Genomic DNA, 26,647 nt, shown 5'->3' with positions numbered 1-26,647 from the left:
CGGAAATGACAACCAAGACGATAACAAAACAATTGATCCCAATGCTCTTACAGATGGTGAATACAGCATCAATTTTAAAGTGTTAAAAGATAAAACAGACGAAATTTCAATGATGAACACATATACGAAGAGTCCAGGTGTATTAAAAGTGAAAGATGGTAAGAAATATGTGTCCTTCACATTAACAAATAGTTCATGGATTACGAAGTTTGAGTTTGAAAAGAATAGTGCGTTCGTCGATGCAAAAGTATTAGGTACAAATAAAGAGCAAGATACAAGAGTAGTAGAAGTGGAAGTAGATGATTTATCGAAAAAGTTAAATGCAAAAGTGAAAGTGGACATTGATGCGATGAATTATCATCACTTCTATGACATTCAATTTGCATTTGATAAAGGAAGTATTAAAGCTTTAGGTGATCAACCTGGAAATGATAACCAAGGCGGAAATGACAACCAAGGTGGAAACAACAACCAAGATGGTAACAATAATCAAGGTGGAAGCAATAACCAAGATGGAACGAATAATCTAAATGAAAACCCAACAGTTGATCCGAAAAATTTAAAAGATGGTCAGTATGATATTGCTTTTAAAGTGTTAAAAGATAAGACTGAAGAAATTTCAATGATGAATCAATATGTTGTAAGTCCAGCAAGATTAACGGTGAAAGATGGTAAGAAGTATATTGCAATGACACTAAAAAATAGTGAATGGATTACAAAATTCCAAACAGAAAATAATGGTGGATTTGCAGATGCAAAAGTAGTAAGTGAAGATAAGGCTGCAAATACAAGAGTAGTAGAATTTGAGGTTAATGACTTATTTGCAAAATTAAATGCAAAAGTAAAGGTAGATATCGATTCAATGAACTACCACCACTTCTACGATGTACAAATTCAATTCGATACAAATAACATCGGAGCGGTAGGGACTATTAAAGAGGATCCAAAAAAAGATCCAAAAAATGATCCGAAAAATCCAGTGACTACACCGAAAGTAGACAATGTAAAAACAGTTGGTACTCCTAATTTTAACCGCAATGCAGATGATAAGAAGAAAAAAGAAGATACAAAAAATGATTCAAAAAAAGAGAAAAACTCAAAAACAGCAGATACAGCACAACTTGGTTTATACATGGTGTTACTGCTAGGTTCACTTGCTTTACTAGTTCGTAAATATAGAGCAGGTAGATTGTAATTTTTGAAGTCTTGATGCATGTCCGCATGCATCAAGACTTGTTTCATATTATTTGGAAAGGAGTGGTGATTGAGAGTGAAGAAAATTGCAAGTGTACTAATGGCTATCATTTTATTAGTGAGTATAGCTGGGTGCTCATCACCAAAGAAAGAAACAGCGAAGCAGGTAAAGAGCGAGAGTAAAGAGAGAGTTGTTGCAACGACAGTCGCTGTAACTGAAATTATGGATGCATTAGAAGTAGATTTAGTTGGTGTTCCAACAAGTTCTAAAACTTTACCAAAACGATATAAAGGTTTACCAGACGTAGGGAATCCGATGAGCCCTGATATGGAAAAAGTAAAATCATTAAAGCCGTCAGAAGTATTATCGGTGACAACACTTGAATATGAATTAAAGCCAGTTTTTGATGGTGTGGGTATGAAAGCAAACTTTTTAGATTTAACAAGTTTGAAAAACATGCAAAATTCAATTAACGATTTAGGTAAGAAATATGGACGTGAAAAGCAGGCCGAAGCAGTAGTAACTAAGTTAGATAAAAAAGTTGCTAGCATTCAAAAAGAAGTAAAAGGGAAGAAAGAACCGACAGTACTTATTTTATTAGGTGTGCCAGGAAGTTACTTGGTAGCAACAGAGCATTCTTATATTGGAGATTTAGTAAAACAACTAGGTGGTAAAAACATTGTACAAGGTGAACAAGTAGAGTATTTAGCTTCTAATACGGAGTATTTAAAGAAAGCTGATCCAGATATTATTTTACGAGCAGCACACGGTATGCCTGATGAAGTTGTAAAAATGTTCGATAAAGAATTTAAAACGAATGACATTTGGAAACATTTTGCGGCAGTTAAAAATAATCGTGTTTACGATTTAGAAGAGCGTTTATTTGGAACGACAGGAAACTTAGCAGCAATTGAAGCGTTAGATGAATTGAAAAAAATGATGTATCCGTGATGCATTTTAATATAAAGGAAGAGTGGAATGAATAAAAAAACTTGGAGTTTCCTCATTGTTACTGCATTACTTATTGTTATGACATCATTGTCAGCAACGAAAGGGAGTTTAGAAGTAGGTATTGTTGAGCTTGTACAAGGGGTATTTACAGGGGGAAATGAAGATGTTGAAGTGATTAAAGATTTACGTTTCCCGCGTATTATTATTGCACTGTTCACTGGGGCGGCACTTGCTGTTTCAGGTGTGCTTTTTCAAGCTGTTATGAAAAATCCACTCGCTGATGCTGGAGTGATCGGTATATCTTCAGGAGCAAGTTTTATGACACTTGTTATTATTACGTTATTCCCGCAGTTTTTTTTCTGGACACCAGTATTCGCCTTTTTAGGTGGTGCGTTTGCATGTTATCTCGTTTATGCATTTTCATGGAAGTCAGGGTTAAGTCCACTTCGCATTATTTTAGTGGGTATAGCTATTAATGCGATGTTCACTGGATTAAATGAATCGTTCATTACCATTTGCGGATATTTCATTAAAAGTATTAAGCAAACAACGACTTCTAATATAACGATGAAGACGTGGGGCGATGTAGAAATAATGGTTACGTATGGAACAATTGGTCTTATTCTTGCTCTGTTTGTAGGAGCTTGGTGTAACTTATTATCGCTACAAGATAAGACTGCGAAAAACTTAGGTTTGCACGTGACGAGAGTTCGTCTTATTATTTCTGCTATTGCAGTACTCCTAGCGGCAGTATCAACAGCGATTGCGGGTGTTATTGCTTTCGTGGGATTACTCGTTCCGCATATTTCAAGACAATTAGTCGGTTCAGATCATAAAGTATTAATTCCATTTTCTGCTCTTGCAGGAGCGTTACTAATTTTGACGGCGGATACGATTGGAAGGTTAATTGTGCCACCTAACGAAATTCCAGCGGCGACGATTATGGCAGTTATTGGTGGTCCATTCTTAATATTCTTGCTTAGAAAGAGTGATAAAGTTCATGGAAATTAAAAATGTAACCTTTTCGTATGATAATGTAACGGATCGATTAAAGTCGGTTAGTAGTGAAATAGAAATTGGTAAAATTACAACAATTATTGGTCCAAACGGTTGCGGGAAATCGACATTACTTGGCGTGATGTCAAGAAATCACGATCCTCGTAGCGGAGAGGTAATACTGGATGGGAAGGCGATCAGCCAATATAAACCGAAAGAGTTTGCTAGAAAGTTAGCCGTTGTCCATCAACAAAATGAAGCACCGGCAGATATGACGGTAGAGAAATTAACAAGCTTTGGCCGTATGCCTCATAAAAATATTTTTTCCTCGCAAACTGATGAAGATAGAGAAGCGATCGAAAGGGCTTTAGCATGTACGAATTTGCTAAGTAAACGTGATAAAGAGATTCATGCGTTATCTGGCGGAGAAAGACAACGTGTTTGGATTGCTATGACGTTAGCCCAGAAAACACCAATGCTCTTTTTAGATGAACCGACAACTTATTTAGATATTTATTATCAACTTGAAATATTAGAGCTAGTAAAAGAGTTAAATGAAGTACATGGATTGACGATCGTTATGGTATTACACGATATTAATCAGGCGATTCGCTATAGTGATCATATCATTGTTATGAAAGACGGCGAAATTGTTACGAAAGGTAAGCCAAATGATGTTGTGACAGAAAGTATGATAAAGACGATATACGGTGTAGATGTCGTTGTAAAGCAAGATGAAGATACAGGGTTGTATATGGTCCCAATGGGTATTTAAATATGCGAACAATCCGTTTTGAGGTGATAATTTGAGTAGTAAAAAAGAACGGAAGAAGAATTCTTTTTTTCAACGAATACTTACAGTTGTTTTTTTAGGTACCTTTTTCTATTCAGTATATGAATTAGGTGATATTTTCATGGATTACTATGAAAATCGTAAAGTAATGGCCGAAGCACAAAACATTTATGAAAAAAGTCCGATGGAAGAGCAATCACAAGATGGGGAAGTGCGTAAACAGTTCAAAGCTCTGCAGCAAATTAACCAAGAAATAGTTGGATGGGTTACGATGGACGATACACAAATTAATTATCCAATCGTTCAAGCGAAAGACAATGATTACTATTTATTTCGTAATTATAAAGGTGAAGATATGAGAGCAGGAAGCATCTTTATGGACTATCGTAATGATGTGAAATCTCAAAATCGAAATACTATTTTATATGGTCACCGTATGAAAGATGGTTCTATGTTTGGAAGTTTAAAGAAAATGTTAGATGAAGAGTTCTTCATGTCGCATCGTAAATTATATTACGATACATTATTTGAAGGATATGATCTTGAAGTGTTCTCGGTGTATACAACAACAACTGATTTTTATTACATTGAAACGGATTTTAGCAGTGATACGGAATACACATCATTTTTGGAGAAAATTCAAGAAAAATCGCTGTACAAAACGGATACAAAATTGACAGCAAGTGATCAAATCGTAACACTTTCGACGTGTGACTATGCACTTGATCCGGAAGCAGGAAGGTTAGTCGTGCATGCGAAACTAGTAAAAAGACAGTAAATAAAAAAGTATAGAATATGAGAAGCGGTAACGCTTCTCATATTCTATACTTTAAAAAAGAAATATGTTTACTGTGCTGCGGCCATTGGCATACGTACAACTTCAACATTGTAGTAAGTGATTTTATTATCAAGAATATATTCTGGCATCCCGCCTTGATGTGAGTGAGCATCTTTAAATGCTGAGCTCTTCGTCCAACCTTGGAAATCTTCTTTTGCATTCCAACGTGTGCTAATTGTTACTTCATCATAATCAACTGTATTTTGCGTTAAAAGAACTTCTAATCCTAAAAAGCCTTGCATCGTTTCGACTTGACCTACTTTATTAAAACGCTCAATTAATTTATGTCCATTTCCCTTTGTAATTTTAGCTGTATTTGTAACAATAATCATGTTTTATTCCTCCTATAAATGTTGCCTTTATTTTCGAGAACTCATATACATTAAATGATAATGAAAATCATTATCATTGTCAATGGTAATGATGAAATATATAAGTTTTTTTTTGAAAGTACGATATTTATTTCATAAGTTAGTAAATATATGGCGATTAGGTGCAACAATGAGTGGGTTGTACTAGTAAAGCGATAATATGGTATAGTGAAACGAGGCTGTTTTTCAGCCTCGTTTTTTTACATGCTTCCTACTAATTAGAAAGCATTCAAATGGAAAGGAAGACATTACATGCGATCTGAAGTAACTATAAAAATAAAGCCGAAATTTATAAAAGAAATTAAAAGTGGATATCCGCTTATTTTAAAAGATGCGATTCAAAATTTAAATGATGTTCGGGAAGAAGGAACAATCATTAAAGTAGTAGATGAGAAGAACCACTTTGTCGGAAAAGGTTATTATGGAAAACAAAATAAAGGATATGGCTGGATTTTAACGAGAAAAGAGAGTGAACAAATTAATCAATCTTTCTTTGAAAGTAAAATAAAATCTGCCTTACATAAACGAAAGCAATTTTACAAATCAAGTGATACAACAGCATTCCGCGCCCTAAACGGTGAAGGTGATGGTCTTGGAGGCTTAATCATCGATTATTATGACGGTTATTACGTAGTGAGTTGGTATAGTGAAGGAATTTATACTTTTAGAGATGAGATTATAGCAGCTCTTCAAAAAGTAGCAAACTTTAAAGGGATTTATGAGAAAAAGCGTTTTGATACGAAAGGGAAATACATTGAAGGCGATGATTTCGTAGCTGGAGAGCGCGGTGAGTTCCCGCTTATCGTAAAAGAGAATGGTGTGAATTTTGCGGTTTATTTAAATGACGGAGCGATGGTTGGTGTATTTTTAGATCAGCGTAACGTTCGAAAACAAATTCGTGATAAGTATGCAAAGGGGAGAACCATGTTAAATATGTTCTCTTATACAGGTGCTTTCTCTGTATTTGCAGCACTTGGTGGAGCGAGTAAAACAACGAGTGTGGACCTTGCAAATCGTAGTTTAAGTAAAACGATTGAGCAGTTTAGTGTAAATGAAGTTGATTATGAAGCACAAGATATTATTGTAGAAGATGTCTTTCTGTACTTCAAATATGCGGCTAAGAAAAAGATGAAATTTGATATGGTTGTACTTGATCCTCCAAGCTTTGCACGCTCAAAAAAATATACATTCAGTGCAGCGAAAGATTATAAAAATTTATTAAAAGAAACAATTGCCATTACAGAAAATAACGGTATTATCGTTGCTTCTACAAATTGTAGCGCATTCGATATGAAAAAGTTTAAAGGCTTTATCGATACAGCATTTAAAGAAATGAATGGCAAATATAAAATATTAGAAGAACATTCTTTACCAGAAGATTTCCGTACAATTGATCAATTTAAAGAAGGGGACTATTTAAAAGTAGTTTTCATCGAGAAAATCAAAGGTTAATAAAGAAAAGGAGCTCAAGTTTACATGAGCTCCTTTTCTTATTGAACGATATTTTGTACTCTACCGACTTGCCCATCCTGCAATCGTACTTTAATGCCATGCGGATGAGAAGGGGAGTTCGTTAAAATATCTTTTACAATTCCACGTGTTAATTTACCAGTTCGTTGATCTTGTTTTAGTACAATATCAACTTCAAGACCGGGTGCGATATTAGAACGTTTTTGTCCGTTCATTTATACACCTGTACGTCTACGTTGGTTGTTCGTTTTTTTCGTTTGTTGATTTTGTAATTTTTTCGTTGCTTGGCTTTGGTTTGTGTTATTTTGACCATTACCGTTACCTTGCTTTTTCTTTGCAAGTTGTTCGCGCATTAAATCAGCTAAGCTTACTTTTTTGTTTTCTGACATGATAAGTCTCCTTTATATAAAGTTAATTATGAACAATAGTAGTGAATTTTATCATATCATTGTTAAGGAAGGAAGGGAAGTTGGTTTGAAAATTCACATAATTCTTTCCAGTATTCATTCGTTACGATACAATTAAAGTGTTAATGTTTGTAAAAAAGGGGATAGAAATATGTCACATCATATTTTATTAGTTGAAGATGACGTTTCAATTCAAGAGATGGTTGAAACATATTTAGTAAAAGAAGGCTTTCAAGTTACAATCGCATCTGATGGAGAAGAAGGGGTGAATACATATTTAAAAGGTTCATTTGATTTGATTATCCTCGATATTATGATGCCAAAGCTAGATGGCTTAGAGGTCGTGAGAATCATTCGAGAAAAAAGTGCCGTTCCGATTTTAATGATGTCGGCAAAAGATACAGATGTTGATAAAGCTGTTGGATTAGGACTTGGAGCAGATGATTACATTTGTAAGCCGTTTTCTATGATTGAATTAGCTGCACGTGTAAAAGCGGGTATTCGGAGGTCTACGAAATATTCGGCTACAGAAACAACAGAAAAGATGATTCAGATTGGTGATTTAACAATCGATCCAATTAATTTTACTGTGGAAAAAAAAGGGAATCCTCTCAAGCTTACTTTAAAAGAATTTGAGATTTTAAAACTGTTCGTAAAAAATCAAAATCGTGTATTTACAAAAGCACAAATATATACGTTAGTTTGGAATGAAGAGTATTACGGTGACGATAATGTTATTAATGTTCATATGAGAAGATTGCGTGAGAAAATTGAAAGTAATCCATCTAATCCAGAATATATTAAAACGTTATGGGGTATCGGCTATAAGTTGGAAGTGATGTAATATGGTCAATCTGTTAATAGGTATTATTTTTATATTGTTATGTGTCATTTACATACAGTATAAAATGAGAAAAAATAGTAGTAAAAATTTACGATACACATATGAAAAGTTAGAAAGTATTGTAAATGAAAAAACAGGCGAGAAGTTACTCGTTATGACAGATGATCTAGAATTACAAAAGTTATTAGTTGCAATTAATCAATTATTAGATGCAAAACAGAAAACGAATGCAGATCATGCAAAAGTAGAAATTTCGATGAGAAAAATGCTTTCAAATATTTCGCATGATTTAAAGACGCCACTAACAGTTATTCTTGGATATACAGAAATGTTAAATAAGGATAAAACGATAAATGAAGAAGAACAGCAAATATTACTTGAAAAGGTGCATGTGAAAACACTAGAAGTAATGGAACTAATTCATAAGTTTTTTGATTTAGCAAAATTAGAATCTGGTGACAAGGCAATCGAGATGACAAAAGTAAATATGAATGAAGTTTGTCGCGAGAAGATTTTATCTTTTTATGATTTAGTGACGACGAAAGGTTTTCACGTTCATATTGATATACCAGAAAGAAATATATATGCACTTGGAAATGTAGAAGTATTAGGTAGAGTATTGAATAATTTAATATCAAATGCGATTACATATGGAGACGATGGAAAGACACTCGGTATGACGTTAAGAGATGACGAAACAAATGTGTATATAGACGTATGGGATACAGGAAAAGGAATTGATGAATCTCATATTGATAAAGTGTTTGAGCGTATGTACACACTTGAAGATTCAAGAAATAGATTGTACCAAGGGAGCGGTTTAGGGTTAACGATTACGAAAAGGCTTGTGGAAGCGATGGATGGGAAAATTCACCTTTCTAGTAAGCCGTATGAAAAAACAATTTTTACAGTTGTATTAACAAAGATGCTGTTTTAGCTTGTAGAGAAGTAGATTCTACAAGCTTTTTTGCAGCGTAAGGAATTTGTAAGAAACGGGTAAGAAAAAAGAGATTTCTGTTGTCTATTATAGAAATATAAAGTAGTGCGAAAGGGGTAAGTGACATGACATATATATTAAAAACGAACCAACTGACGAAAGTATTTAAAGGGAAAGAAGTTATTTCTAGCGTTAACATGCATGTGAAAAAAGGAGAGATATACGGTTTCTTAGGGCCGAATGGTGCAGGTAAAACAACGATTATGAAAATGATCACAAATTTAATAAAACCGACGAGCGGTGATATTGAAATTTTTGGTGAGAAGTTAACAGATACATCTTATGAATTGTTAAAGCGCATGGGGACCATTATCGAATATCCAATCTTTTATGATAAATTAACGGCGAAGGAAAACCTAGAATTACATTGTGAATATATGGGCTATTACGATAAAAATGCAATTGATCATGCTTTACATTTAGTAAAACTGCACGGTATAGATGATAAAAAAGTAAAAGATTTTTCATTAGGGATGAAGCAACGACTTGGTATTGCAAGGGCGATCATGACAAAGCCAGAACTACTTATTTTAGATGAACCAATTAACGGTTTAGATCCAATTGGTATTAAAGAATTACGAGACTTATTTAAAATGCTTTGCAAAGAATATGGCATTACATTATTAGTTTCTAGTCATATTTTAGGTGAGATGGAACTAATGGCAGATACAATTGGTGTGATTCAAAATGGAAAACTAATAAAAGAAGTTTCAATGAAGAGCATTAACGGAAAACAAACAGAGTACATTGAAATTACTGTTCCTGATGTGAAGCGTGCAGCTTATATTTTAGAAGATAAACTCGGTATAAAAAATTACAAAATAATGAGTGGAAACATGATTCGTGTGTATGATACGTCAGAGACGCAACAAGCTATTTCAAAAGCACTTATTATGAACGATGTAGAAATTGAAAGTATTAATAAGAAACATAGTTCCTTAGAAGAATATTTCTTAAATGTAATGGATGGAGAGGGCATTCATGCTTAATGGATTGTTAGTGAATCTAGTAAGTGGGTTAATTGTAATGTTCATAAGTGGGATTTTATATTATAGAAAACCAGAGCGGAAATGGGCGTTAATTTTACTAGTGATAGGGATATTAAGCGTAAGTACAGCTGGAATTAGAATGTTAGCAGCGTAGAGATAGTTATATAAAGAATGGAGGAGTGGTTTGTATGCTTAGATTAATGAAGCTTGAGTGGAAAAAGCATCGATTATCTAGTTACTTTAAAAGTGTAGCAATTTGTATTATAGCAATTTTCGCTGCAGTAAGCCTTATGGCATTAGGAATTAAAGCCGAGGGAGACGTGCTCTTCTCTGACTTCACACAGAACATGGCTTTAGCAAATGTTTTTATTAGGATAACATTCATTATTTTTAGTTCGGTCATTTTATCACGTTTAGTAATTGATGAGTATAAGAACAAAACAATGCAACTATTGTTTATGTATCCACTACAAAGGAAAATGTTAATGAGAGCGAAATTAACAATTGTTTTTTGTTTTTGTTTTGTGAGCACGATTATCGCTACTTTTATTATTAGTTTGCTCGTATATTTTGTGAGTCCAATGATGGGACTGATTGAAACGCCAGCTACGATAGGTGAAATAATAGCTATCGTTCCAACTACTATTATAAGTGCATTTATGATATCTGGTATAAGTTTAATTCCTTTGTTTTTTGGGATGAGAAAGAAATCAACACCGACAACGATTACTTCGGCAGTAATAATTGGTATGCTGATTAGTGGTAACGTTGGGGCTGGAAGCGATCAAGTAAGTATGTTTGATTTTATAGCTATCCCAATAGTGCTCTGTTTATTAGGGGTTTTCATTAGTTATCTATCCTATCGTAAAATCGACAAGATCGATGTGGCGTGAAGTAAGATTAAAACAACAATGAACTGGGGTATGAATGTTGAAAAAAATAATAGTAATTGCAATTTTATTTCTGACAATTGCTAGTGTGGTTTTTGGTTTTAAGACATTTCAGGGGAAAGATTTTAAGAAAGAAAAGTCTTTTGAGATAAATCATATAAAAGAAATAGAAGTAGACAATGAAAACTGGGATATTGAATTTAAAAGTACAGACGCTAATAAAATAGTAATTTCTGCTCAAGGTCAACAAGTGGATAAAATAGATCCTGTCAAAATAGAAAATGATGAAAATAAAATTGTGATTAAGCAAAAACAAAAGGTGACTAAATTTTTTAATGGTTTTACGTTTAGGAAGAAAAATAGTATATCTATAACTGTTCCGAAGAAAGAAATAGATAAAATTGTATTAAATAATAAATCGGGTGATGTGAAAATAAGAGATATAGTAGTAAAAAGTATTGTGACGAAAGGCAAATCTGGAGATGAAATGATTGTAGGGCTATCGGCAGAGAAGGGGGAATTCACATCCGAAAGTGGAGATTTAATGTTAAAAGATAGTTCATTACAAGAAGTAAATATAACTTCTACTACTGGCGATAATTATGTGAAAAATGTAAAAAACGAAAATATGAACATCACTTCAACATCCGGTGAAGTATTACTGAAAGATATGACAGAAGGAAAATCATTATTTGTAGAAACAAAATCAGGCGACATTGGCGTAAGGTATAAAGGTGTTCCGGCTTCTTTAAAGCTTACGGCTAAAAGTAATTCGGCTGACATAATAGTGAATGTAGACGGACTTAAGAAAGATAAAAATACAGAAAAGATAAAAGAAGGAACCATCGGTGACGCAAAAAATGAAGTGAAGATTTTAAGTAAAACAGGAGCGATTTATATTGATTAAAATGTAAATGAAAGGAGGACTATTATGCTACGTTTAATGAAGCTAGAAATGAAGAAGTTTAAGCTTGGCTGGTATGTAAAAGGGGCAGTTATTGCAAATATCGCTATACTGGCATTAATGATCTTTACGAGCATTGTTGCTCAAGTAGAAGGTGATCCAGAAATAAGGGATCCGCAGATGATGTTGTTAACGGCTAGTACATTAGTAAGAGCAACATTCATTATTTTTGGTAGTGTGTTAATCGCAAGGTTAATAATTAGTGAATATAAAAATAAGACAATACTACTTATGTTTTCTTATCCTATTAATCGGAGGAAAATGATGAGTAGTAAGTTGGCCATTACAGCAACATTAACATTTCTAACAGTTATTTTATCTAACATTTTAGTAGTAGGAGTGTTCTTTGGGATAGATAGTTATTTTTCAATTCTTCCTAATCCATTTACAGTAGATCAATTGACGCAAGAAGGAATAAAACTGGTTCCTTTAGCTATTGCAACTGCGGGAATGAGTTTAATCCCATTATATTTTGGAATGCGTAAACGTTCAGTGCCAACTACAATTGTTTCATCTCTTATCGTTGTATCAATTGCAATGAATACCAACCCAGCGTTTTCTACAGCAACTTTTCTTCCCCTTCAACTAGCATTGGCGGCAATTGGAGTTGCGATTGCATATTACGGAATTAAAAATATAGAGAGGGAAGATGTAACAGTATGACAAGAATACGTAAAAAAGAGTTGGCGTTACAGTTACACCAACTCTTTTTTGTATATGTATGCTTCGTTACTACTCTGTAAATTTAGAGTGTGTGCTTACATACTCTTGAACTCCTGGAGAAATGTTAAAGTTATTAGGACTTTTATATTACGATAGTAAACTCTCCGTCTCTACTTGTCTCAAAGGAGATTGCATAGCGGTTCATTTTAGCATCGTAAGAAGTATTTTTGACTTCCGCATCTCCCACTGATTAAAGTTTCACTTTATTTCAACGTATTTTTTCCACAAAACAACCATTTAGCAAAAAAATAGTTTCACATGAAACAAATTACAGAAAAAGACAAGATGTGTAAACACCTTGTCTTTTTCTGTTACATTTTAGGAGCTTCCATTCCAGCAGCAGCCCATTCTTCTTTTGCAGGACCATATACGCCAGGGACTGTTAAGCCAGCTTGTCGCATTAAGACAGTCATTTGTCCGCGGTGATGATTTTGGTGATTGATAAGTGTCATTAAAAATATAGAATTCGGCATAGGGCGGCCAAAGAAGTCATTCATAGTAGCTAAGTCTTTATCAGTCCATTCGCTTTGAAGTGCTTCAACAAAAGCCGCATTCACTTTACGATACCCATCTGCAATTTTCTTAGCTGAAGTTGGTACAGGATAATCTTTCGTTTCTCCTTCAAACTTAAGCCCAGTACCAGATAGCATAACAGGAATTGCCGTCACGATGTGCCAAGCAACTCTGCCTAACGTCCAGTGTCCAGGTGCGATTTCTTGTAACAAAGATTCATCTGTTAGTACATCGAGCATCTTTTGAGTAGACTCAGCCTCGTATTTCCATGATTGTAGAAAGCCTTCAATAGTTTGGTACATATTTATCCCCCCTAGTTATGTTCATAGGTTAAATTCGTGAGAGATAATATAATTCCTGTTCCACAAGAAAGAATTCGTTAAGTGTTGTTAAAATATGGAAATTATTAGAAAGTGTTTGTAAAAGTGTCAGAAAACGAATGTGTTGACGATACTTTATTAATCGTTTGGTACAACATTAGTAGTTATGATGAAAATCGTGGGAAGTTTAGAAGGTGGCTTATATCTGTTGCGAAGTTTAAAGCCATTGATTATAAATGAAAAGGTAAAAATTCCAACGAAAAATAAGGGGTTATACGGATATTGCTATGTAAGATTGGAATCCATATGTGTATGAAGGATTTAGAAAAGGAATTTCATTTAACGAGAGAGGCGAAAGTACAAGCAAAAGGAGATAGTATCGCATGTAATAATTATTAGAATGTACGGGATAAATCTATATTTAGCTCCACTGAATAAAGTTTTTCGTTCTTATTTGATAGGTGTTTTTTAATTTCTTACTTGTACTTAAAAGATTGAATTTGAAGGAAGGGATCAACATGTCTTCATGGAGCAATAACATAAATGGATATTGTGGGTGTAATAATCAAAATGGTGTACATGTTGATTCATGCTGTTTTAGTTGCGATGGGACAGTTCCTAAGCTGGGCCCAACAGGTCCGACGGGAGCAACAGGTCCAACGGGTCCAACAGGAGCGACGGGAACAACGGGTCCAACGGGAGCGACGGGAATAACAGGTCCAACGGGTCCAACGGGAATAACGGGGGTAACAGGTCCAACAGGAGCGACGGGAATAACGGGGGTAACAGGTCCAACAGGAGCGACGGGAATAACAGGAACAGGTCCAACAGGAGCGACGGGAATAACAGGAATAACAGGAATAACAGGAATAACAGGTCCAACGGGAGCAACGGGAATAACAGGAGCAACGGGTCCAACGGGAGCGACGGGAGCGACGGGAATAACAGGAGCAACAGGCCCAACAGGAGCGACGGGAATAACGGGTTCAACAGGAGCAACGGGAGCAACAGGTGAAACCGGAGCAACTGGCACAAGTATAACGGCAACATACGCGTTTGCAAATAATACGTCGGGTTCAGCGATATCGGTACTTCTCGGTGGAACAAATGTCCCACTTCCAAACAATCAGAATATCGGTCCGGGAATTACGGTTTCTGGGGGAAATACAGTATTTACGGCTGCAAATGCAGGGAATTATTATATTTCATATACAATTAATATAACCGCTTCGTTATTAGTTAGTTCACGCATTACAATTAATGGAGCACCGCTTGCTGGGACTATCAATTCGCCTGCCTTGGCAACCACATCTTTTAGTGCAACAATTATTACGACTCTTGCGGCTGGAAGTGCTATTAGTTTGCAACTATTTGGTTTGTTAGCTGTTGCTACATTATCAACAACTACACCAGGAGCTGTGTTAACGATAATAAGATTAAGCTAAATAATGACTCTCTTATTCTTTTATAGATTAGGAGAGTTTCTACATATAATAAGAAGTTAATGGAGTGAAGCATAGTTATATAAAAGTCAGAATATTATGATTGTAACGTTATGGTGACTATAATATAATGAAAATAACCATCATGAATGAACATTCATTTATCCCGCATTAACGGGCAGTAAGATCCCACCTCAAAATTCAGCGAAAGTAAAGAAGTTAACTGGGTGATCAACTGCCCGTAAAAGCCCGATTTGTTCAACTAATAATCAGTGGGGAAATAAAACCCCCACTGATTAAAGTTTCACTTTATCTTTTATGTATTTGAAGGGGGAATGAAGGTGGAAAAACCATGGTTGAAAAGTTATCCAGAAGAAATTCCAAGTACGATTTCTTATGAAATTCAGCCGCTTCATGGATATGTGGAACAGGTGGCTTCTCGCTATCCAGAAAAGAAAGCGCTTCACTTTTTAGGGAAGGATATTACATTTTCAGACTTCCACGATAAGGTGAAGAGATTTGCGAATTATCTTCAAAAGCTCGGTGTGGAAAAGGGTGATCGAGTTGCTATTATGTTGCCGAACTGTCCGCAATCCGTAATTGGTTATTATGGTACATTACTTGCGGGAGGTATCGTAGTACAAACAAATCCACTATATACAGAAAGAGAATTAGAATACCAGCTTCATGACTCCGGAGCAAAAGTAATTCTTTGTCTCGATTTAGTGTTTCCAAGAGTAACGAATGTTCAATCTGCTACAAAAATTGAACATATTATCGTAACTCGGATTGCGGACTTTTTACCCTTCCCTAAAAATTTACTTTATCCATTTGTACAAAAAAAGCAGGCAAATCTTGTCGTGAATGTGTCGGAAAGCGAAACGATTCATCTATGGAAATCAGTAGAACGAGAAAGTAATGTTAATATTGAAGTTCCTTGTGATCCTGAAAATGATCTAGCTCTTTTGCAGTATACAGGGGGAACAACGGGATTTCCAAAAGGGGTTATGTTGACGCATAAAAACCTTGTTTCGAACACTTTGATGGGAGCTCATTGGCTATATAATTGTAAAGAAGGAGAAGAAGTAATTCTTGGTGTCCTTCCGTTCTTTCATGTGTATGGGATGACAGCTGTAATGAATTTAAGTATTATGCAAGGATATAAAATGGTGCTGATTCCGAAGTTTGATATGAAAATGGTTTTTGAAGCAATAAAAAAACATAAAGTCACACTATTTCCAGGGGCACCAACCATTTATATTGCTCTATTAAATAGTCCCCTCTTAAAAGAATATGATATTTCTTCTATCGAGGCTTGTATTAGTGGATCTGCCCCGCTTCCTGTAGAAGTACAGGAAGAGTTTGAGAGAGTTACAGGTGGAAAATTGGTAGAAGGTTATGGATTAACGGAGTCGTCGCCAGTTACACATGGGAATTTTTTGTGGGAAAAACGCGTGCCAGGAAGTATTGGTGTGCCGTGGCCAGATACAGAGGCAAACATTATGTCACTTGAAACTGGAGAGGCTTTACCTCCGGGTGAACTTGGTGAAATTGTTGTAAAGGGTCCTCAAATTATGAAAGGGTATTGGAATAAGCCAGAAGAAACAGCAGCTGTATTACAAGACGGGTGGCTCCATACAGGGGATGTTGGTTACATGGATGAAGATGGCTTCTTCTATGTGAAAGATCGTAAGAAAGATATGATTGTTGCGAGTGGATTTAATGTGTATCCTCGTGAAGTAGAAGAAGTATTATATGAGCATGAAAAAGTGCAAGAAGTAGTGACGATTGGAGTTCCAGATCCGTACCGAGGAGAGACAGTTAAAGCATTTGTTGTGTTAAAAGAAGGTACGGAGTGCTCTGAGGAAGAATTAAATCAGTTTGCACGTAAATATTTAGCCGCTTATAAAGTGCCGAAAGTATATGAGTTTAGAGATGAATTGCCGAAAACGACAGTCGGAAAAATTTTACGCCGTGTTCTAATAGATGAAGAGAAGCGAAAGAATGAGGATGAGCAAACGGGCTAAGGCCCTTTCTTTTTGAAAAAATAGGATTGACACTTTTCTAAATAGTCAGTATTATAAGAATATGAATGACTATTCATTCAGTCATCTTCTTGAAGGGGACAGTAAAGTGAAGAAAAATAGACCGAAATACAATCAAATTATTGATGCGGCAGTCATTGTGATTGCGGAGAATGGGTACCACCAAGCGCAAGTTTCTAAAATCGCAAAGCAAGCTGGGGTAGCTGATGGCACGATTTATTTATATTTTAAAAATAAAGAAGATATATTAATATCCTTATTCCAAGAGAAGATGGGAGAATTTGTCGAAACAATTCGTCAAAAAACAGCAGGAATTGAAAGCGCTGTATCGAAGTTATTCATGTTGGTAGAAACGCACTTCGTGCTGTTGTCGCAAAATGATCCTCTTGCTATCGTTACGCAATTAGAGCTAAGACAGTCTAATCAAGACTTGCGCCTTAAAATAAATGAAGTATTAAAAGGCTACTTACAAGTTATGGATGAGATTTTAGAGACTGGCATAAAACAAGGTGAGTTTCAAGCGGATTTAAATGTTCGCGTGGCAAGACAAATGATCTTTGGAACAGTAGATGAAGTTGTGACCAATTGGGTAATGAGCGATCATAAGTATGATCTGGTCGCACTTTCAAAAACGGTACATGGGCTACTTATTGCAGCTTGTGGTTATCGTCAATAATGGGAGGGATCATGTTGAAATTCCTATCTGTAAGAGTTGAAGATCATATCGCGGTGGCGACGTTAAATCACGCACCAGCGAATGCGATGTCTTCACAAGTTATGCATGACGTTACTGAATTAATTGATCAAGTGGAAAAGGATGATAACATTCGTGTTGTTGTTATTCATGGTGAAGGACGTTTCTTCTCAGCAGGAGCAGATATTAAAGAATTTACATCTGTTACTGAAGCGAAGCAAGCAACAGAATTAGCACAGCTTGGACAAGTTACGTTTGAGCGTGTTGAAAAATGTTCAAAACCAGTTATTGCGGCAATTCATGGAGCGGCACTGGGCGGCGGCCTTGAGTTTGCTATGTCTTGCCACATGCGCTTTGCAACTGAAAGTGCAAAACTTGGTTTACCTGAATTAACACTTGGATTAATTCCTGGTTTTGCAGGTACACAGCGCTTACCACGTTATGTTGGGAAAGCAAAAGCTTGTGAAATGATGTTAACAAGTACACCGATTACTGGTGCAGAAGCATTGAAATGGGGACTTGTTAACGGATTGTTCTCTGAAGAATCATTTTTAGATGATACGCTTAAAGTCGCAAAACAAATTGCTGGAAAAAGTCCAGCAACAACTCGTGCTGTACTAGAGTTATTGCAAACGACAAAATCGTCTCATTACTATGAAGGTGTACAACGTGAATCACAGATTTTTGGTGAAGTATTTACGAGTGAAGATGGAAGAGAAGGTGTAGCTGCATTTTTAGAAAAGCGTAAACCTTCATTTAGTGGCAGGTAGTTCAATTATTTTTTTAATATAAATTAACAGAAAATTAAAATTGATAGAATCTTTCTGAAAAACAAGGGGGTAAATGGAATGAACATCTACGTACTCATGAAACGAACATTTGATACAGAAGACAAAATCGTAATTAAAAACGGTGCAATTTACGATGGCGAAGCGGAATTCATCATCAACCCTTACGATGAATATGCAATTGAAGAAGCAATTCAAGTAAGAGACGCACAAGGCGGAGAAGTTACAGTTGTAACAGTCGGTGGCGAAGATAGTGAGAAAGAACTTCGTACTGCATTAGCGATGGGCTGTGATAAAGCGGTATTAATTAATATTGAAGATGATGTGGAAAATGGTGACCAGTTCACGACAGCAAAAGTGCTTGCTGAATATTTAAAAGATAAAGATGCAGATTTAATTTTAGGCGGAAACGTTGCAATTGATGGTGCATCTGGACAAGTCGGTCCACGCGTAGCTGAAGCGTTAAATATTCCGTACGTAACGACAATTACAAAACTTGAAATTGACGGTACAAACGTGAAGATTGAGCGTGATGTTGAAGGTGATACTGAAGTGATTGAAACTTCATTACCAGTTTTAGTAACGGCACAACAAGGTTTAAATGAACCGCGTTATCCATCACTTCCAGGTATTATGAAAGCGAAGAAAAAGCCACTAGAAGAAGTAGAATTAGATGATTTAGATTTAGAAGAAGATGATGTGGAAGCAAAGACAAAAACAATTGAAATCTATTTGCCTCCTAAGAAAGATGCAGGAAAAGTGTTACAAGGCGAGCTGCAAGATCAAGTAAAAGAACTTGTATCGTTGCTCCATACAGAAGCGAAAGTAATCTAATAAAATACGAAATTATATATGCAGGAGGGAAAATCTATGGCTCGTAAAGTATTAGTAATGGGTGAAGTTCGTGATGGATCGCTACGTAACGTTTCGTTTGAAGCGGTAGCAGCAGCAAAAACAATTGCAGAAGGCGGTGAAGTAGTAGGTCTTCTAGTTGGAGACAGCGTTGCCTCTTTTGCAAATGAATTGATTCATTACGGTGCAGATCGCGTTGTGACAGTTGAAAATGATAAATTAAAATCATATACATCTGATGGTTATGCACAAGCGTTTTTAGCTGTATATGCGGAAGAAAATCCAGAAGGTATTGTCTTTGGACATACAGCACTTGGTAAAGATTTATCACCAAAATTAGCAGCGAAGCTTGAAGCTGGTTTAGTTTCTGACGTAACTGCTTTAGAGGTTGAAGGTGGAAATGTTATCTTCACTCGTCCAATTTACTCTGGTAAAGCATTCGAGAAGAAGATTGTAACAGACGGTATCTTATTTGCGACAGTACGTCCAAATAACATTGCAACGCTTGAAAAAGATGAGTCTCGCAGTGGTGACGTATCTTCTATTACAGTTGATGTGAAAGATTTACGTACAATCATTCAAGATGTTGTCCGTAAAACAGCAGAAGGTGTTGATCTTTCTGAAGCGAAAGTTATTATCGCTGGCGGACGCGGTGTGAAGAGTGAAGAAGGCTTTAAACCATTAAAAGAGTTAGCTGACGTACTAGGCGGTGCTGTTGGGGCATCTCGTGGTGCTTGTGACGCTGAGTATTGCGATTACTCATTACAAATTGGTCAAACTGGTAAAGTTGTTACGCCAGACTTATACATTGCATGTGGTATTTCTGGTGCGATTCAGCATTTAGCTGGTATGTCTAACTCAAAAATAATCGTTGCGATTAATAAAGATCCAGAAGCAAGTATCTTCAAAGTAGCTGACTACGGTATTGTCGGTGATTTATTCGAAGTCTTACCTCTTTTAACAGAAGAGTTTAAAAAGTTAAAAGTACATTCATGATTTAAGTACCCTTGAGTTCCAAGTGAAGTACCCCTATATATAGAAAAAGGTGAGAGATCCCCTGTCTCTCATCTTTTTAGTATTTCATCCGTATTTTTATATAGTATAAAGGGGCATTTTTTTGTTACAATACATAACGATACATATTATTCGCCACGTATATAAGTTAATGATATACTCTTGGTAGAATATACTTGAAGGAGGAAATAAAATGGCAATTGTAAATGCAAATGACCAAAGCTTCGCAGCTGAAACTAGCGAAGGTGTTGTATTATTAGATTTCTGGGCACCTTGGTGTGGACCTTGTAAAATGATCGCTCCTGTATTAGAGGAAATCGATGCAGAACTAGGCGAAAAAGTAAAAGTAGTAAAAGTAGACGTTGATGAAAATCAAGAAACTGCTCGTCAATTCGAAGTAATGAGCATTCCAGCTCTTTTCGTATTAAAAGACGGTAAAGTAGTTGATCAAGCGTTAGGTTACAAACCGAAAGAAGCGTTAGTAGAATTAGTTTCTAAACACTTCTAAAATAAAGGGGCTGCCATTTGGTAGCTTTTTTTATTTTCCTTTTTTACACCTTTCCGTTACAATAAAAGAACGTATGTTGGGTGTTTTGGCATAGTATGTTTTCATGTGAAAATAAAAATGCTAAGCATGTAGAAATGGAGGGTGACGAGTGCACGAACATTTAAAAGAGAAGCTGGCTATTTTACCAGATCAACCTGGTTGTTATTTAATGAAAGATAAGCAAGGAACGGTTATATATGTCGGAAAGGCAAAAGTGCTTAAAAATCGTGTGCGCTCGTACTTTACTGGTTCGCATGATGGGAAAACACTGCGGCTTGTCGGAGAAATTGTAGATTTTGAATATATTGTAACTTCCTCAAATCTAGAGGCTCTCATTTTAGAGTTAAATTTAATAAAAAAACATGATCCAAAATATAATATTCAATTAAAAGATGATAAAACATATCCTTTTATTAAAATTACAGCTGAAAAACAGCCGCGATTACTCATTACGCGAAACGTAAAAAAGGATAAAGGAAAGTATTTTGGACCTTATCCGAATGCACAATCAGCTCACGAAACGAAAAAACTGCTAGATCGTATGTACCCGCTTCGTAAGTGCTCAAATATGCCCGATAAAGTTTGTTTATATTATCATATGGGTCAATGTTTAGCACCTTGTGTGAAAGAAGTGACGGAAGAACAAAACAAAGAAATTGTAGATGAAATTATTAAGTTTTTAAATGGTGGACATAAAGAAGTTCGCTCAGAATTAGAAACAAAGATGTATGAAGCTTCAGAGAAACTAGAATTTGAACGTGCAAAAGAGTTACGTGATCAAATTGCTCATATTGATGCAATTATGGAAAAACAAAAGATGATTATGAGTGACTTAGTAGATCGTGATGTGTTTGGATATGCAGTTGATAAAGGATGGATGTGTGTTCAAGTTTTCTTCGTTCGAAAAGGAAAGCTAATTGAGCGTGATGTTTCTATGTTTCCAATTTACGATGAACCAGAAGAGGGCTTTTTAACGTTTATCGGTCAATTTTATGAAAACAGCAGTCATTTTAAGCCGAAGGAAATTGTCGTTCCAGGAAGTATAGACTCAGAATTAGTAGAGCGCTTTTTAGAAGTTGAAGCGACACAGCCGAAACGTGGTAAGAAAAAAGATCTTGTAGAATTGGCAAATAAAAATGCGAAGATTGCTCTTGAAGAGAAATTCTATTTAATTGAACGTGATGAAGAGCGAACGATTAAGGCGGTAGATCATTTAGGAAAGCAGCTCGGAATTGAAACACCGTATCGTATTGAAGCATTTGATAACTCAAATATTCAAGGAACAAATCCAGTTTCCGCAATGATTGTTTTTATCGATGGGAAACCAGCAAAGAAAGAGTACAGGAAATATAAAATTAAAACGGTTCAAGGACCGGATGATTATGAGTCTATGAGAGAAGTTGTGAGACGCCGTTATACAAGGGCCCTTAAAGAGAGTTTACCATTACCAGATTTAATCATTATTGATGGCGGAAAAGGCCATCTGGCAGCTGTAAGTGATGTTCTAGAAAATGAGCTTGGGTTATATATTCCGATGGCAGGTCTTGTAAAAGATGACAAACATAAAACTTCCCATTTAATTATTGGGGATCCACCTGAACCTGTGATGCTTGAGAGGAATAGCCAAGAATTTTATTTATTGCAGCGCATTCAAGATGAAGTGCATCGATTTGCGATTACATTCCATCGTCAATTACACGGGAAATCTGTTATTCAATCAGCACTGGATGATATTCCAGGAATCGGTGATAAACGGAAAAAGGTATTGTTAAAACATTTTGGTTCATTAAAGAAGATGAAAGAAGCTTCGGTAGCAGAATTTGTCGAAGCGGGTATGCCGAAAAATGTCGCGGAAACAATTTATACGTATTTAACAGATAAGAAGACGTTGTAGTTTACAATGTCTTCTATTTTTTGTTATAATTTCTGAAGATTTAAAATAAATTGATGTGAATGAAAATACAAAAAAGTCAACTAAACTGATATGTCTAGTTGACTGCAGGTAATGCCTTACACTTCAATGAGATCTTTTATATCCCATTTCACAAGAAATGTAATAGAGTCAGAACGTTTTTTCTTTTCTTCGTATGACTCTGCAACGACGTTCCGTTGCTTTTGAATTTGTTCAGCGATGAATCCAGCTTCTAGTTGATAAGAAGAATGCCTTTTTTGTTTTTGACGTTCTGCAATGAGTGTGCCTTTAAGTTGGAACTGCATTTCACGACGCTTATGTTCAATAATGCTTAAAGTGCCCCAGCCAGCTTTTTCAAAGAACTGAATGACTTCTTCAATTGTTTCTAGTGGATATTTTCTTGCAAGGTTTCTACCAGACCAGTATAAAATACCATCTAAATCGTTGCCGATTAAATCAGGTAGTAATTCTTCACGTAGCAATTCATAAGCGAAGGCGTTCAATGAAACATCTTCTAAAGATGTTATATCGATTGTATTTTTACTCACAATATTCCCCTCTTTCTATAGGGATTATTATATAACATTTTTCATTTATAAAAACAGATTTTTCTTTAGGTAAATCTGAATATCTAAGAAGAAAAAAAGAATTGGCAAATTATATGCAAATTATGTATACGTTTTCTTGACGCTTCGACAAAAATAGGGGTAAAATGAACTTGTTATCAAATTATGCTGAAATATTTCGAATAATTTTTTCAGTTTTTCTTATGCCAATAGTGAAAAAACATTATTGTTATAAATTAATCTGAAAACAGCAGTCAAACATTCAAGGGGGTAATGGGGACATGAAAGGCCGCGAGTATACGTTTCGTAAGTGGCACTCATTAATGGGGGTCATCCCGGTTGGTGTCTTTTTGACGCAACATCTAATTGTAAACAACTTTGCAACAAGAGGAGCAGAGGCTTTTAACAAAGCTGCAGGCTTTATGGAGCTCCTTCCATTCCGGTATGCGCTAGAAATTTTCATCATCTTTTTACCGATACTGTACCATGCTATATATGGCTTATATATTGCATTTACAGCTAAGAACAATGCGGTTTCTTACGGTTATTTCCGTAACTGGATGTTCGTCTTCCAAAGAATTTCAGGTATCGTTACGCTGATTTTCATTTCTTGGCACGTCTGGGAAACTCGTATTCAAGCAATGTTAGGTAAAGAGGTAAACTATGATATGATGGCAGATATTTTAAACAATCCAGCTATGTTTGCATTCTACTTAGTTGGTGTTGTTTCAACAATTTTCCACTTTGCAAATGGACTATGGACATTCTGCATCAGCTGGGGAATTACAGTATCTCCACGTTCACAAAGAATCTCTACTTATGTAACATTAGCTATTTTCTTAGGTCTATCTTATGTAGGTGTGAGTGCATTATTAGCGTTCATCGATCCACAGCTAGCAAATCAGTAAGGAGTGGGAGAGCATGAAAGGGAAACTTATAGTAGTCGGCGGTGGCTTGGCTGGCTTAATGGCAACGATTAAAGCGGCAGAAGCAGGAGTAAATGTTGAACTGTTTTCTTTAGTACCAGTAAAACGTTCACATTCTGTATGTGCTCAGGGCGGAATTAACGGTGCCGTAAATACGAAAGGTGAAGGGGATTCTCCATGGATCCACTTTGACGATACAATTTATGGTGGGGACTTCTTAGCGAACCAACCACCAGTTAAAGCAATGTGTGAAGCAGCACCTGGTATCATTCATTTAATGGACCGTATGGGTGTTATGTTCAACCGTACGGAAGAAGGACTTCTTGATTTCCGTCGATTTGGTGGAACGCAACATCACCGTACAGCATTTGCTGGTGCAACAACTGGACAGCAATTACTTTACGCATTAGATGAGCAAGTACGTCGTCACGAAGTAGCAGGACTTGTAACGAAATATGAAGGTTGGGATTTCTTACGAGCTGTTGTTGATGATGAAGGTGTGTGCCGAGGAATCGTTGCACAAGACTTACAAACTATGGAGATTAAAAGTTTCCAAGCTGATGCCGTGATTATGGCAACAGGGGGCCCTGGTATCATCTTCGGAAAATCAACAAACTCCATTATTAATACAGGTACAGCAGCGTCGGCTGTATATCAACAAGGCGCTTATTATGCAAATGGTGAGTTCATTCAAATTCACCCAACGGCAATTCCAGGAGACGATAAATTACGTCTTATGAGTGAATCTGCACGTGGTGAAGGTGGACGTGTTTGGACATATAAAGATGGTAAACCATGGTACTTCTTAGAAGAAAAATATCCAGCTTACGGAAACCTTGTACCTCGTGATATCGCAACGCGTGAAATCTTTGATGTTTGCGTAGAGCAAAAACTAGGTATTAACGGTGAAAACATGGTGTACTTAGATCTTTCTCATAAAGATCCGAAAGAACTAGATATTAAACTTGGTGGAATCATTGAAATCTATGAGAAATTTACAGGTGACGATCCTCGTAAACTACCAATGAAAATCTTCCCAGCTGTTCACTATTCAATGGGCGGACTATGGGTTGACTATAAGCAAATGACGAGTATTCCAGGTTTATTTGCAGCAGGTGAGTGTGATTATTCTATGCACGGTGGAAACCGCCTTGGTGCAAACTCACTATTATCAGCAATTTACGGTGGTATGGTAGCAGGACCAAACGCAATTGAATATATGAAAGGTCTTTCTAAATCATCAGATGCTGTTTCATCTACTGTATATGAGCAAAATGAATTAATCGAAACAGAGAAATTTAACAATATTTTAACGATGGATGGTAACGAAAATGCGTATGTTCTTCATAAAGAGCTTGGAGAATGGATGACAGATAACGTTACAGTAGTTCGTGAAAATAAAAAGTTACTAGAAACTGATGCGAAAATCGAAGAGTTAATGGCACGTTACAAACGCATTAACATTAACGATACAGCAAGATGGAGTAACCAAGGTGCTTCATTTACACGTCAACTTGCAAATATGTTTGAGTTAGCACGTGTTATTACAATTGGCGCATATAACCGTAATGAGAGCCGCGGGGCGCATTACAAACCTGAATTCCCAAATCGTGATGATGCAAACTTCTTAAAAACTACGATGGCAAAATTTGAAGGAGAAGGAAATGCACCAGCATTCCATTACGAAGACGTTGACGTTTCATTAATTAAACCACGTAAACGTGATTATTCTTCAAAACATGATGTAGCTGCTAAGGGTGAAGAGAAGGGGGATAAGCAACATGTCTGAGAAAACAATCCGCCTCATCATTACGAGACAAGATGGACCAGATGCACAAGAGTTTGACCAAGAGTTTGAAATTCCATATCGTCCAAATATGAACATTATTTCGGCACTGATGGAAATTCGTCGTAATCCTGTTGATGCAAAAGGAAACCAGACGACTCCGATTGCATGGGATATGAACTGTTTAGAAGAAGTATGTGGTGCTTGTTCGATGGTGATTAACGGAAAGCCACGTCAATCATGTACAGCTCTTATTGACCAGTTAGAACAACCAATTCGCTTAAAGCCGATGAAGACATTCCCGGTTGTACGTGACTTACAAGTTGACCGTAGCCGTATGTTTAATGCGTTAAAACGCGTTAAAGCTTGGATTCCAATTGATGGCACGTATGACTTAGGACCAGGACCAAGAATGCCTGAGAAGAAACGTCAATGGGCGTATGAGCTTTCAAAATGTATGACATGTGGCGTATGCTTAGAATCATGTCCAAACGTAAATAGTAAATCTGACTTTATTGGACCAGCACCGTTATCACAAGCTCGTTTATTCAACTCACATCCAACGGGTGAAATGCATAAAGCAGATCGCTTACGTGCAATTATGGGAGATGGAGGACTTGCAAACTGTGGTAACTCTCAAAACTGTGTGCAATCATGTCCAAAGGGTATTCCATTAACAACTTCAATTGCGGCATTAAACCGTGATACAACAATTCAATCGTTCAAAGATTTCTTTGGTAGCGACAATAACTATTAATAAATATGCCTCTTCATGTTGAAGAGGCAATATTTATAACTTTATTTTTCTGTTTAT

General features: G+C 36.1%; 29 protein-coding genes and 2 pseudogenes. 25 read left to right on the top strand and 6 right to left on the bottom strand.

The window, feature by feature from the left end:
• From ACXY7N_RS24660 to srtB, 5 genes are all read left to right on the top strand, one after another.
• Positions 1-1,195: NEAT domain-containing protein (locus tag ACXY7N_RS24660; protein ID WP_488592659.1), on the top strand; the 1,195-nt coding region annotated here is incomplete at its 5' end.
• A 69-nt stretch (positions 1,196-1,264) separates the two neighbouring features.
• Positions 1,265-2,146 (top strand): heme ABC transporter substrate-binding protein IsdE, encoded by an 882-nt coding sequence (isdE, locus tag ACXY7N_RS24655; RefSeq protein WP_016135421.1) that lies wholly within the window; start codon positions 1,265-1,267, stop codon positions 2,144-2,146.
• A gap of 27 nt (positions 2,147-2,173) precedes the next feature.
• On the top strand, positions 2,174-3,157 hold the full coding sequence (locus ACXY7N_RS24650; RefSeq protein ID WP_016086039.1) for a FecCD family ABC transporter permease: 984 nt from the start codon (positions 2,174-2,176) through the stop codon (positions 3,155-3,157).
• Positions 3,147-3,917 (top strand): ABC transporter ATP-binding protein, encoded by a 771-nt coding sequence (locus ACXY7N_RS24645; protein WP_016086040.1) that lies wholly within the window; start codon positions 3,147-3,149, stop codon positions 3,915-3,917. Before ACXY7N_RS24650 ends, ACXY7N_RS24645 begins: the two co-directional genes overlap by 11 nt.
• Positions 3,918-3,948: 31 nt before the next feature.
• Positions 3,949-4,713 (top strand): class B sortase, encoded by a 765-nt coding sequence (srtB, locus tag ACXY7N_RS24640; RefSeq protein ID WP_016086041.1) that lies wholly within the window; start codon positions 3,949-3,951, stop codon positions 4,711-4,713.
• A gap of 68 nt (positions 4,714-4,781) precedes the next feature.
• Here srtB and isdG read toward each other — a convergent pair whose 3' ends face one another.
• Entirely contained in the window at positions 4,782-5,105 is a 324-nt protein-coding gene (isdG, locus tag ACXY7N_RS24635; RefSeq protein WP_016086042.1) for a heme oxygenase, read from the bottom strand.
• A gap of 291 nt (positions 5,106-5,396) precedes the next feature.
• Here isdG and ACXY7N_RS24630 point away from each other — a divergent pair, with 291 nt between their 5' ends.
• Positions 5,397-6,596 carry a class I SAM-dependent rRNA methyltransferase gene (locus ACXY7N_RS24630; protein ID WP_016086043.1) on the top strand — a complete coding sequence of 400 codons (1,200 nt, stop codon included), beginning with the start codon at positions 5,397-5,399 and terminating at the stop codon, positions 6,594-6,596.
• 38 nt (positions 6,597-6,634) lie between these two features.
• Here ACXY7N_RS24630 and ACXY7N_RS24625 read toward each other — a convergent pair whose 3' ends face one another.
• Positions 6,635-6,829, bottom strand: coding sequence for a YwbE family protein (locus ACXY7N_RS24625; RefSeq protein ID WP_001014310.1), 195 nt, complete (start codon positions 6,827-6,829; stop codon positions 6,635-6,637).
• Complete coding sequence (locus ACXY7N_RS24620; protein ID WP_016086044.1) at positions 6,830-7,003, bottom strand: hypothetical protein; 174 nt, start codon at positions 7,001-7,003, stop codon at positions 6,830-6,832.
• Between the two features lie 169 nt (positions 7,004-7,172).
• Here ACXY7N_RS24620 and ACXY7N_RS24615 point away from each other — a divergent pair, with 169 nt between their 5' ends.
• From ACXY7N_RS24615 to ACXY7N_RS24585, 7 genes are all read left to right on the top strand, one after another.
• On the top strand, positions 7,173-7,865 hold the full coding sequence (locus ACXY7N_RS24615; RefSeq protein WP_488592658.1) for a response regulator transcription factor: 693 nt from the start codon (positions 7,173-7,175) through the stop codon (positions 7,863-7,865).
• A 1-nt stretch (position 7,866) separates the two neighbouring features.
• A complete protein-coding gene (locus tag ACXY7N_RS24610) occupies positions 7,867-8,802 on the top strand; it encodes a HAMP domain-containing histidine kinase (RefSeq protein WP_016086046.1) in 936 nt (311 codons plus the stop codon).
• Between the two features lie 125 nt (positions 8,803-8,927).
• Positions 8,928-9,851 carry an ABC transporter ATP-binding protein gene (locus ACXY7N_RS24605; protein WP_488592657.1) on the top strand — a complete coding sequence of 308 codons (924 nt, stop codon included), beginning with the start codon at positions 8,928-8,930 and terminating at the stop codon, positions 9,849-9,851.
• Positions 9,844-10,005 carry a hypothetical protein gene (locus ACXY7N_RS24600; protein WP_016135418.1) on the top strand — a complete coding sequence of 54 codons (162 nt, stop codon included), beginning with the start codon at positions 9,844-9,846 and terminating at the stop codon, positions 10,003-10,005. The genes ACXY7N_RS24605 and ACXY7N_RS24600 overlap by 8 nt, the downstream gene beginning before the upstream one ends.
• Positions 10,006-10,039: 34 nt before the next feature.
• Positions 10,040-10,744 carry an ABC transporter permease gene (locus ACXY7N_RS24595; protein WP_016135417.1) on the top strand — a complete coding sequence of 235 codons (705 nt, stop codon included), beginning with the start codon at positions 10,040-10,042 and terminating at the stop codon, positions 10,742-10,744.
• Between the two features lie 34 nt (positions 10,745-10,778).
• Entirely contained in the window at positions 10,779-11,648 is an 870-nt protein-coding gene (locus tag ACXY7N_RS24590) for a DUF4097 family beta strand repeat-containing protein (protein WP_116349185.1), read from the top strand.
• Positions 11,649-11,672: 24 nt separating this feature from the next.
• On the top strand, positions 11,673-12,368 hold the full coding sequence (locus tag ACXY7N_RS24585) for an ABC transporter permease (protein WP_098985958.1): 696 nt from the start codon (positions 11,673-11,675) through the stop codon (positions 12,366-12,368).
• Positions 12,369-12,437: 69 nt separating this feature from the next.
• On the opposite strand, the pseudogene ACXY7N_RS24580 reads toward ACXY7N_RS24585, so the two are convergent.
• Together ACXY7N_RS24580 and ACXY7N_RS24575 are read right to left on the bottom strand one after the other, a co-directional pair.
• Positions 12,438-12,609 (bottom strand): annotated as a pseudogene (locus ACXY7N_RS24580) (YfjL-like protein); the annotation flags it as partial.
• 130 nt (positions 12,610-12,739) lie between these two features.
• Positions 12,740-13,243 carry a DinB family protein gene (locus tag ACXY7N_RS24575; RefSeq protein WP_098985957.1) on the bottom strand — a complete coding sequence of 168 codons (504 nt, stop codon included), beginning with the start codon at positions 13,241-13,243 and terminating at the stop codon, positions 12,740-12,742.
• A 120-nt stretch (positions 13,244-13,363) separates the two neighbouring features.
• Between ACXY7N_RS24575 and ACXY7N_RS24570 the strand changes: the two are divergent.
• The 9 genes and pseudogenes from ACXY7N_RS24570 to uvrC form a co-directional block, all read left to right on the top strand.
• Positions 13,364-13,498 (top strand): annotated as a pseudogene (locus ACXY7N_RS24570) (sigma factor); the annotation flags it as partial.
• A gap of 281 nt (positions 13,499-13,779) precedes the next feature.
• A complete protein-coding gene (locus ACXY7N_RS24565; RefSeq protein WP_488592656.1) occupies positions 13,780-14,706 on the top strand; it encodes a BclA C-terminal domain-containing protein in 927 nt (308 codons plus the stop codon).
• 338 nt (positions 14,707-15,044) lie between these two features.
• Positions 15,045-16,730 carry a long-chain-fatty-acid--CoA ligase gene (locus ACXY7N_RS24560; protein WP_142292021.1) on the top strand — a complete coding sequence of 562 codons (1,686 nt, stop codon included), beginning with the start codon at positions 15,045-15,047 and terminating at the stop codon, positions 16,728-16,730.
• Positions 16,731-16,836: 106 nt separating this feature from the next.
• Positions 16,837-17,424, top strand: coding sequence for a fatty acid metabolism transcriptional regulator FadR (gene fadR, locus ACXY7N_RS24555; protein ID WP_080117847.1), 588 nt, complete (start codon positions 16,837-16,839; stop codon positions 17,422-17,424).
• A gap of 11 nt (positions 17,425-17,435) precedes the next feature.
• A complete protein-coding gene (locus tag ACXY7N_RS24550) occupies positions 17,436-18,212 on the top strand; it encodes an enoyl-CoA hydratase (RefSeq protein WP_000911291.1) in 777 nt (258 codons plus the stop codon).
• 78 nt (positions 18,213-18,290) lie between these two features.
• Positions 18,291-19,064 (top strand): electron transfer flavoprotein subunit beta, encoded by a 774-nt coding sequence (gene etfB / locus ACXY7N_RS24545; RefSeq protein WP_488592654.1) that lies wholly within the window; start codon positions 18,291-18,293, stop codon positions 19,062-19,064.
• A 36-nt stretch (positions 19,065-19,100) separates the two neighbouring features.
• Entirely contained in the window at positions 19,101-20,078 is a 978-nt protein-coding gene (etfA, locus tag ACXY7N_RS24540) for an electron transfer flavoprotein subunit alpha (protein WP_016086063.1), read from the top strand.
• 211 nt (positions 20,079-20,289) lie between these two features.
• Complete coding sequence (gene trxA, locus ACXY7N_RS24535; protein ID WP_001018943.1) at positions 20,290-20,604, top strand: thioredoxin; 315 nt, start codon at positions 20,290-20,292, stop codon at positions 20,602-20,604.
• Between the two features lie 148 nt (positions 20,605-20,752).
• Positions 20,753-22,537, top strand: coding sequence for an excinuclease ABC subunit C (uvrC, locus tag ACXY7N_RS24530; RefSeq protein ID WP_016135409.1), 1,785 nt, complete (start codon positions 20,753-20,755; stop codon positions 22,535-22,537).
• A gap of 116 nt (positions 22,538-22,653) precedes the next feature.
• Here uvrC and ACXY7N_RS24525 read toward each other — a convergent pair whose 3' ends face one another.
• A complete protein-coding gene (locus tag ACXY7N_RS24525) occupies positions 22,654-23,103 on the bottom strand; it encodes a YslB family protein (protein WP_000042214.1) in 450 nt (149 codons plus the stop codon).
• A 299-nt stretch (positions 23,104-23,402) separates the two neighbouring features.
• On the opposite strand from ACXY7N_RS24525, the gene sdhC reads away from it, so the two are divergent.
• The 3 genes from sdhC to sdhB are packed head-to-tail and all read left to right on the top strand — an operon-like array spanning position 23,403 to position 26,590.
• Complete coding sequence (gene sdhC, locus ACXY7N_RS24520) at positions 23,403-24,029, top strand: succinate dehydrogenase cytochrome B558 (RefSeq protein WP_000678354.1); 627 nt, start codon at positions 23,403-23,405, stop codon at positions 24,027-24,029.
• A 13-nt stretch (positions 24,030-24,042) separates the two neighbouring features.
• Entirely contained in the window at positions 24,043-25,836 is a 1,794-nt protein-coding gene (gene sdhA, locus ACXY7N_RS24515; RefSeq protein WP_016086065.1) for a succinate dehydrogenase flavoprotein subunit, read from the top strand.
• The gene (sdhB, locus tag ACXY7N_RS24510) at positions 25,829-26,590 is read left to right on the top strand and encodes a succinate dehydrogenase iron-sulfur subunit (protein WP_016086066.1); all 762 of its coding nucleotides are present in this window, start codon (positions 25,829-25,831) and stop codon (positions 26,588-26,590) included. The genes sdhA and sdhB overlap by 8 nt, the downstream gene beginning before the upstream one ends.
• Positions 26,591-26,647: the final 57 nt, after the last annotated feature.

Source organism: Bacillus sp. 5w2 (genome assembly GCF_054353775.1).
The sequence above is the reverse complement of the archived record's forward strand: the minus strand, read 5'-3'. Positions and strand labels throughout refer to the sequence as shown.

Coding starts and splice junctions, on each gene's coding strand:
- ACXY7N_RS24625 (WP_001014310.1), bottom strand. CDS start 6,829: ATGAACGGACAAAAACGTTCTAATATCGCACCCGGTCTTGAAGTTGAT.
- ACXY7N_RS24550 (WP_000911291.1), top strand. CDS start 17,436: ATGTTGAAATTCCTATCTGTAAGAGTTGAAGATCATATCGCGGTGGCG.
- ACXY7N_RS24565 (WP_488592656.1), top strand. CDS start 13,780: ATGTCTTCATGGAGCAATAACATAAATGGATATTGTGGGTGTAATAAT.
- sdhA (WP_016086065.1), top strand. CDS start 24,043: ATGAAAGGGAAACTTATAGTAGTCGGCGGTGGCTTGGCTGGCTTAATG.
- ACXY7N_RS24585 (WP_098985958.1), top strand. CDS start 11,673: ATGCTACGTTTAATGAAGCTAGAAATGAAGAAGTTTAAGCTTGGCTGG.
- ACXY7N_RS24610 (WP_016086046.1), top strand. CDS start 7,867: ATGGTCAATCTGTTAATAGGTATTATTTTTATATTGTTATGTGTCATT.
- ACXY7N_RS24645 (WP_016086040.1), top strand. CDS start 3,147: ATGGAAATTAAAAATGTAACCTTTTCGTATGATAATGTAACGGATCGA.
- ACXY7N_RS24605 (WP_488592657.1), top strand. CDS start 8,928: ATGACATATATATTAAAAACGAACCAACTGACGAAAGTATTTAAAGGG.
- etfB (WP_488592654.1), top strand. CDS start 18,291: ATGAACATCTACGTACTCATGAAACGAACATTTGATACAGAAGACAAA.
- ACXY7N_RS24590 (WP_116349185.1), top strand. CDS start 10,779: ATGTTGAAAAAAATAATAGTAATTGCAATTTTATTTCTGACAATTGCT.
- ACXY7N_RS24600 (WP_016135418.1), top strand. CDS start 9,844: ATGCTTAATGGATTGTTAGTGAATCTAGTAAGTGGGTTAATTGTAATG.
- etfA (WP_016086063.1), top strand. CDS start 19,101: ATGGCTCGTAAAGTATTAGTAATGGGTGAAGTTCGTGATGGATCGCTA.
- trxA (WP_001018943.1), top strand. CDS start 20,290: ATGGCAATTGTAAATGCAAATGACCAAAGCTTCGCAGCTGAAACTAGC.
- sdhC (WP_000678354.1), top strand. CDS start 23,403: ATGAAAGGCCGCGAGTATACGTTTCGTAAGTGGCACTCATTAATGGGG.
- ACXY7N_RS24630 (WP_016086043.1), top strand. CDS start 5,397: ATGCGATCTGAAGTAACTATAAAAATAAAGCCGAAATTTATAAAAGAA.
- ACXY7N_RS24595 (WP_016135417.1), top strand. CDS start 10,040: ATGCTTAGATTAATGAAGCTTGAGTGGAAAAAGCATCGATTATCTAGT.
- sdhB (WP_016086066.1), top strand. CDS start 25,829: ATGTCTGAGAAAACAATCCGCCTCATCATTACGAGACAAGATGGACCA.
- ACXY7N_RS24650 (WP_016086039.1), top strand. CDS start 2,174: ATGAATAAAAAAACTTGGAGTTTCCTCATTGTTACTGCATTACTTATT.
- ACXY7N_RS24575 (WP_098985957.1), bottom strand. CDS start 13,243: ATGTACCAAACTATTGAAGGCTTTCTACAATCATGGAAATACGAGGCT.
- isdG (WP_016086042.1), bottom strand. CDS start 5,105: ATGATTATTGTTACAAATACAGCTAAAATTACAAAGGGAAATGGACAT.
- ACXY7N_RS24615 (WP_488592658.1), top strand. CDS start 7,173: ATGTCACATCATATTTTATTAGTTGAAGATGACGTTTCAATTCAAGAG.
- ACXY7N_RS24620 (WP_016086044.1), bottom strand. CDS start 7,003: ATGTCAGAAAACAAAAAAGTAAGCTTAGCTGATTTAATGCGCGAACAA.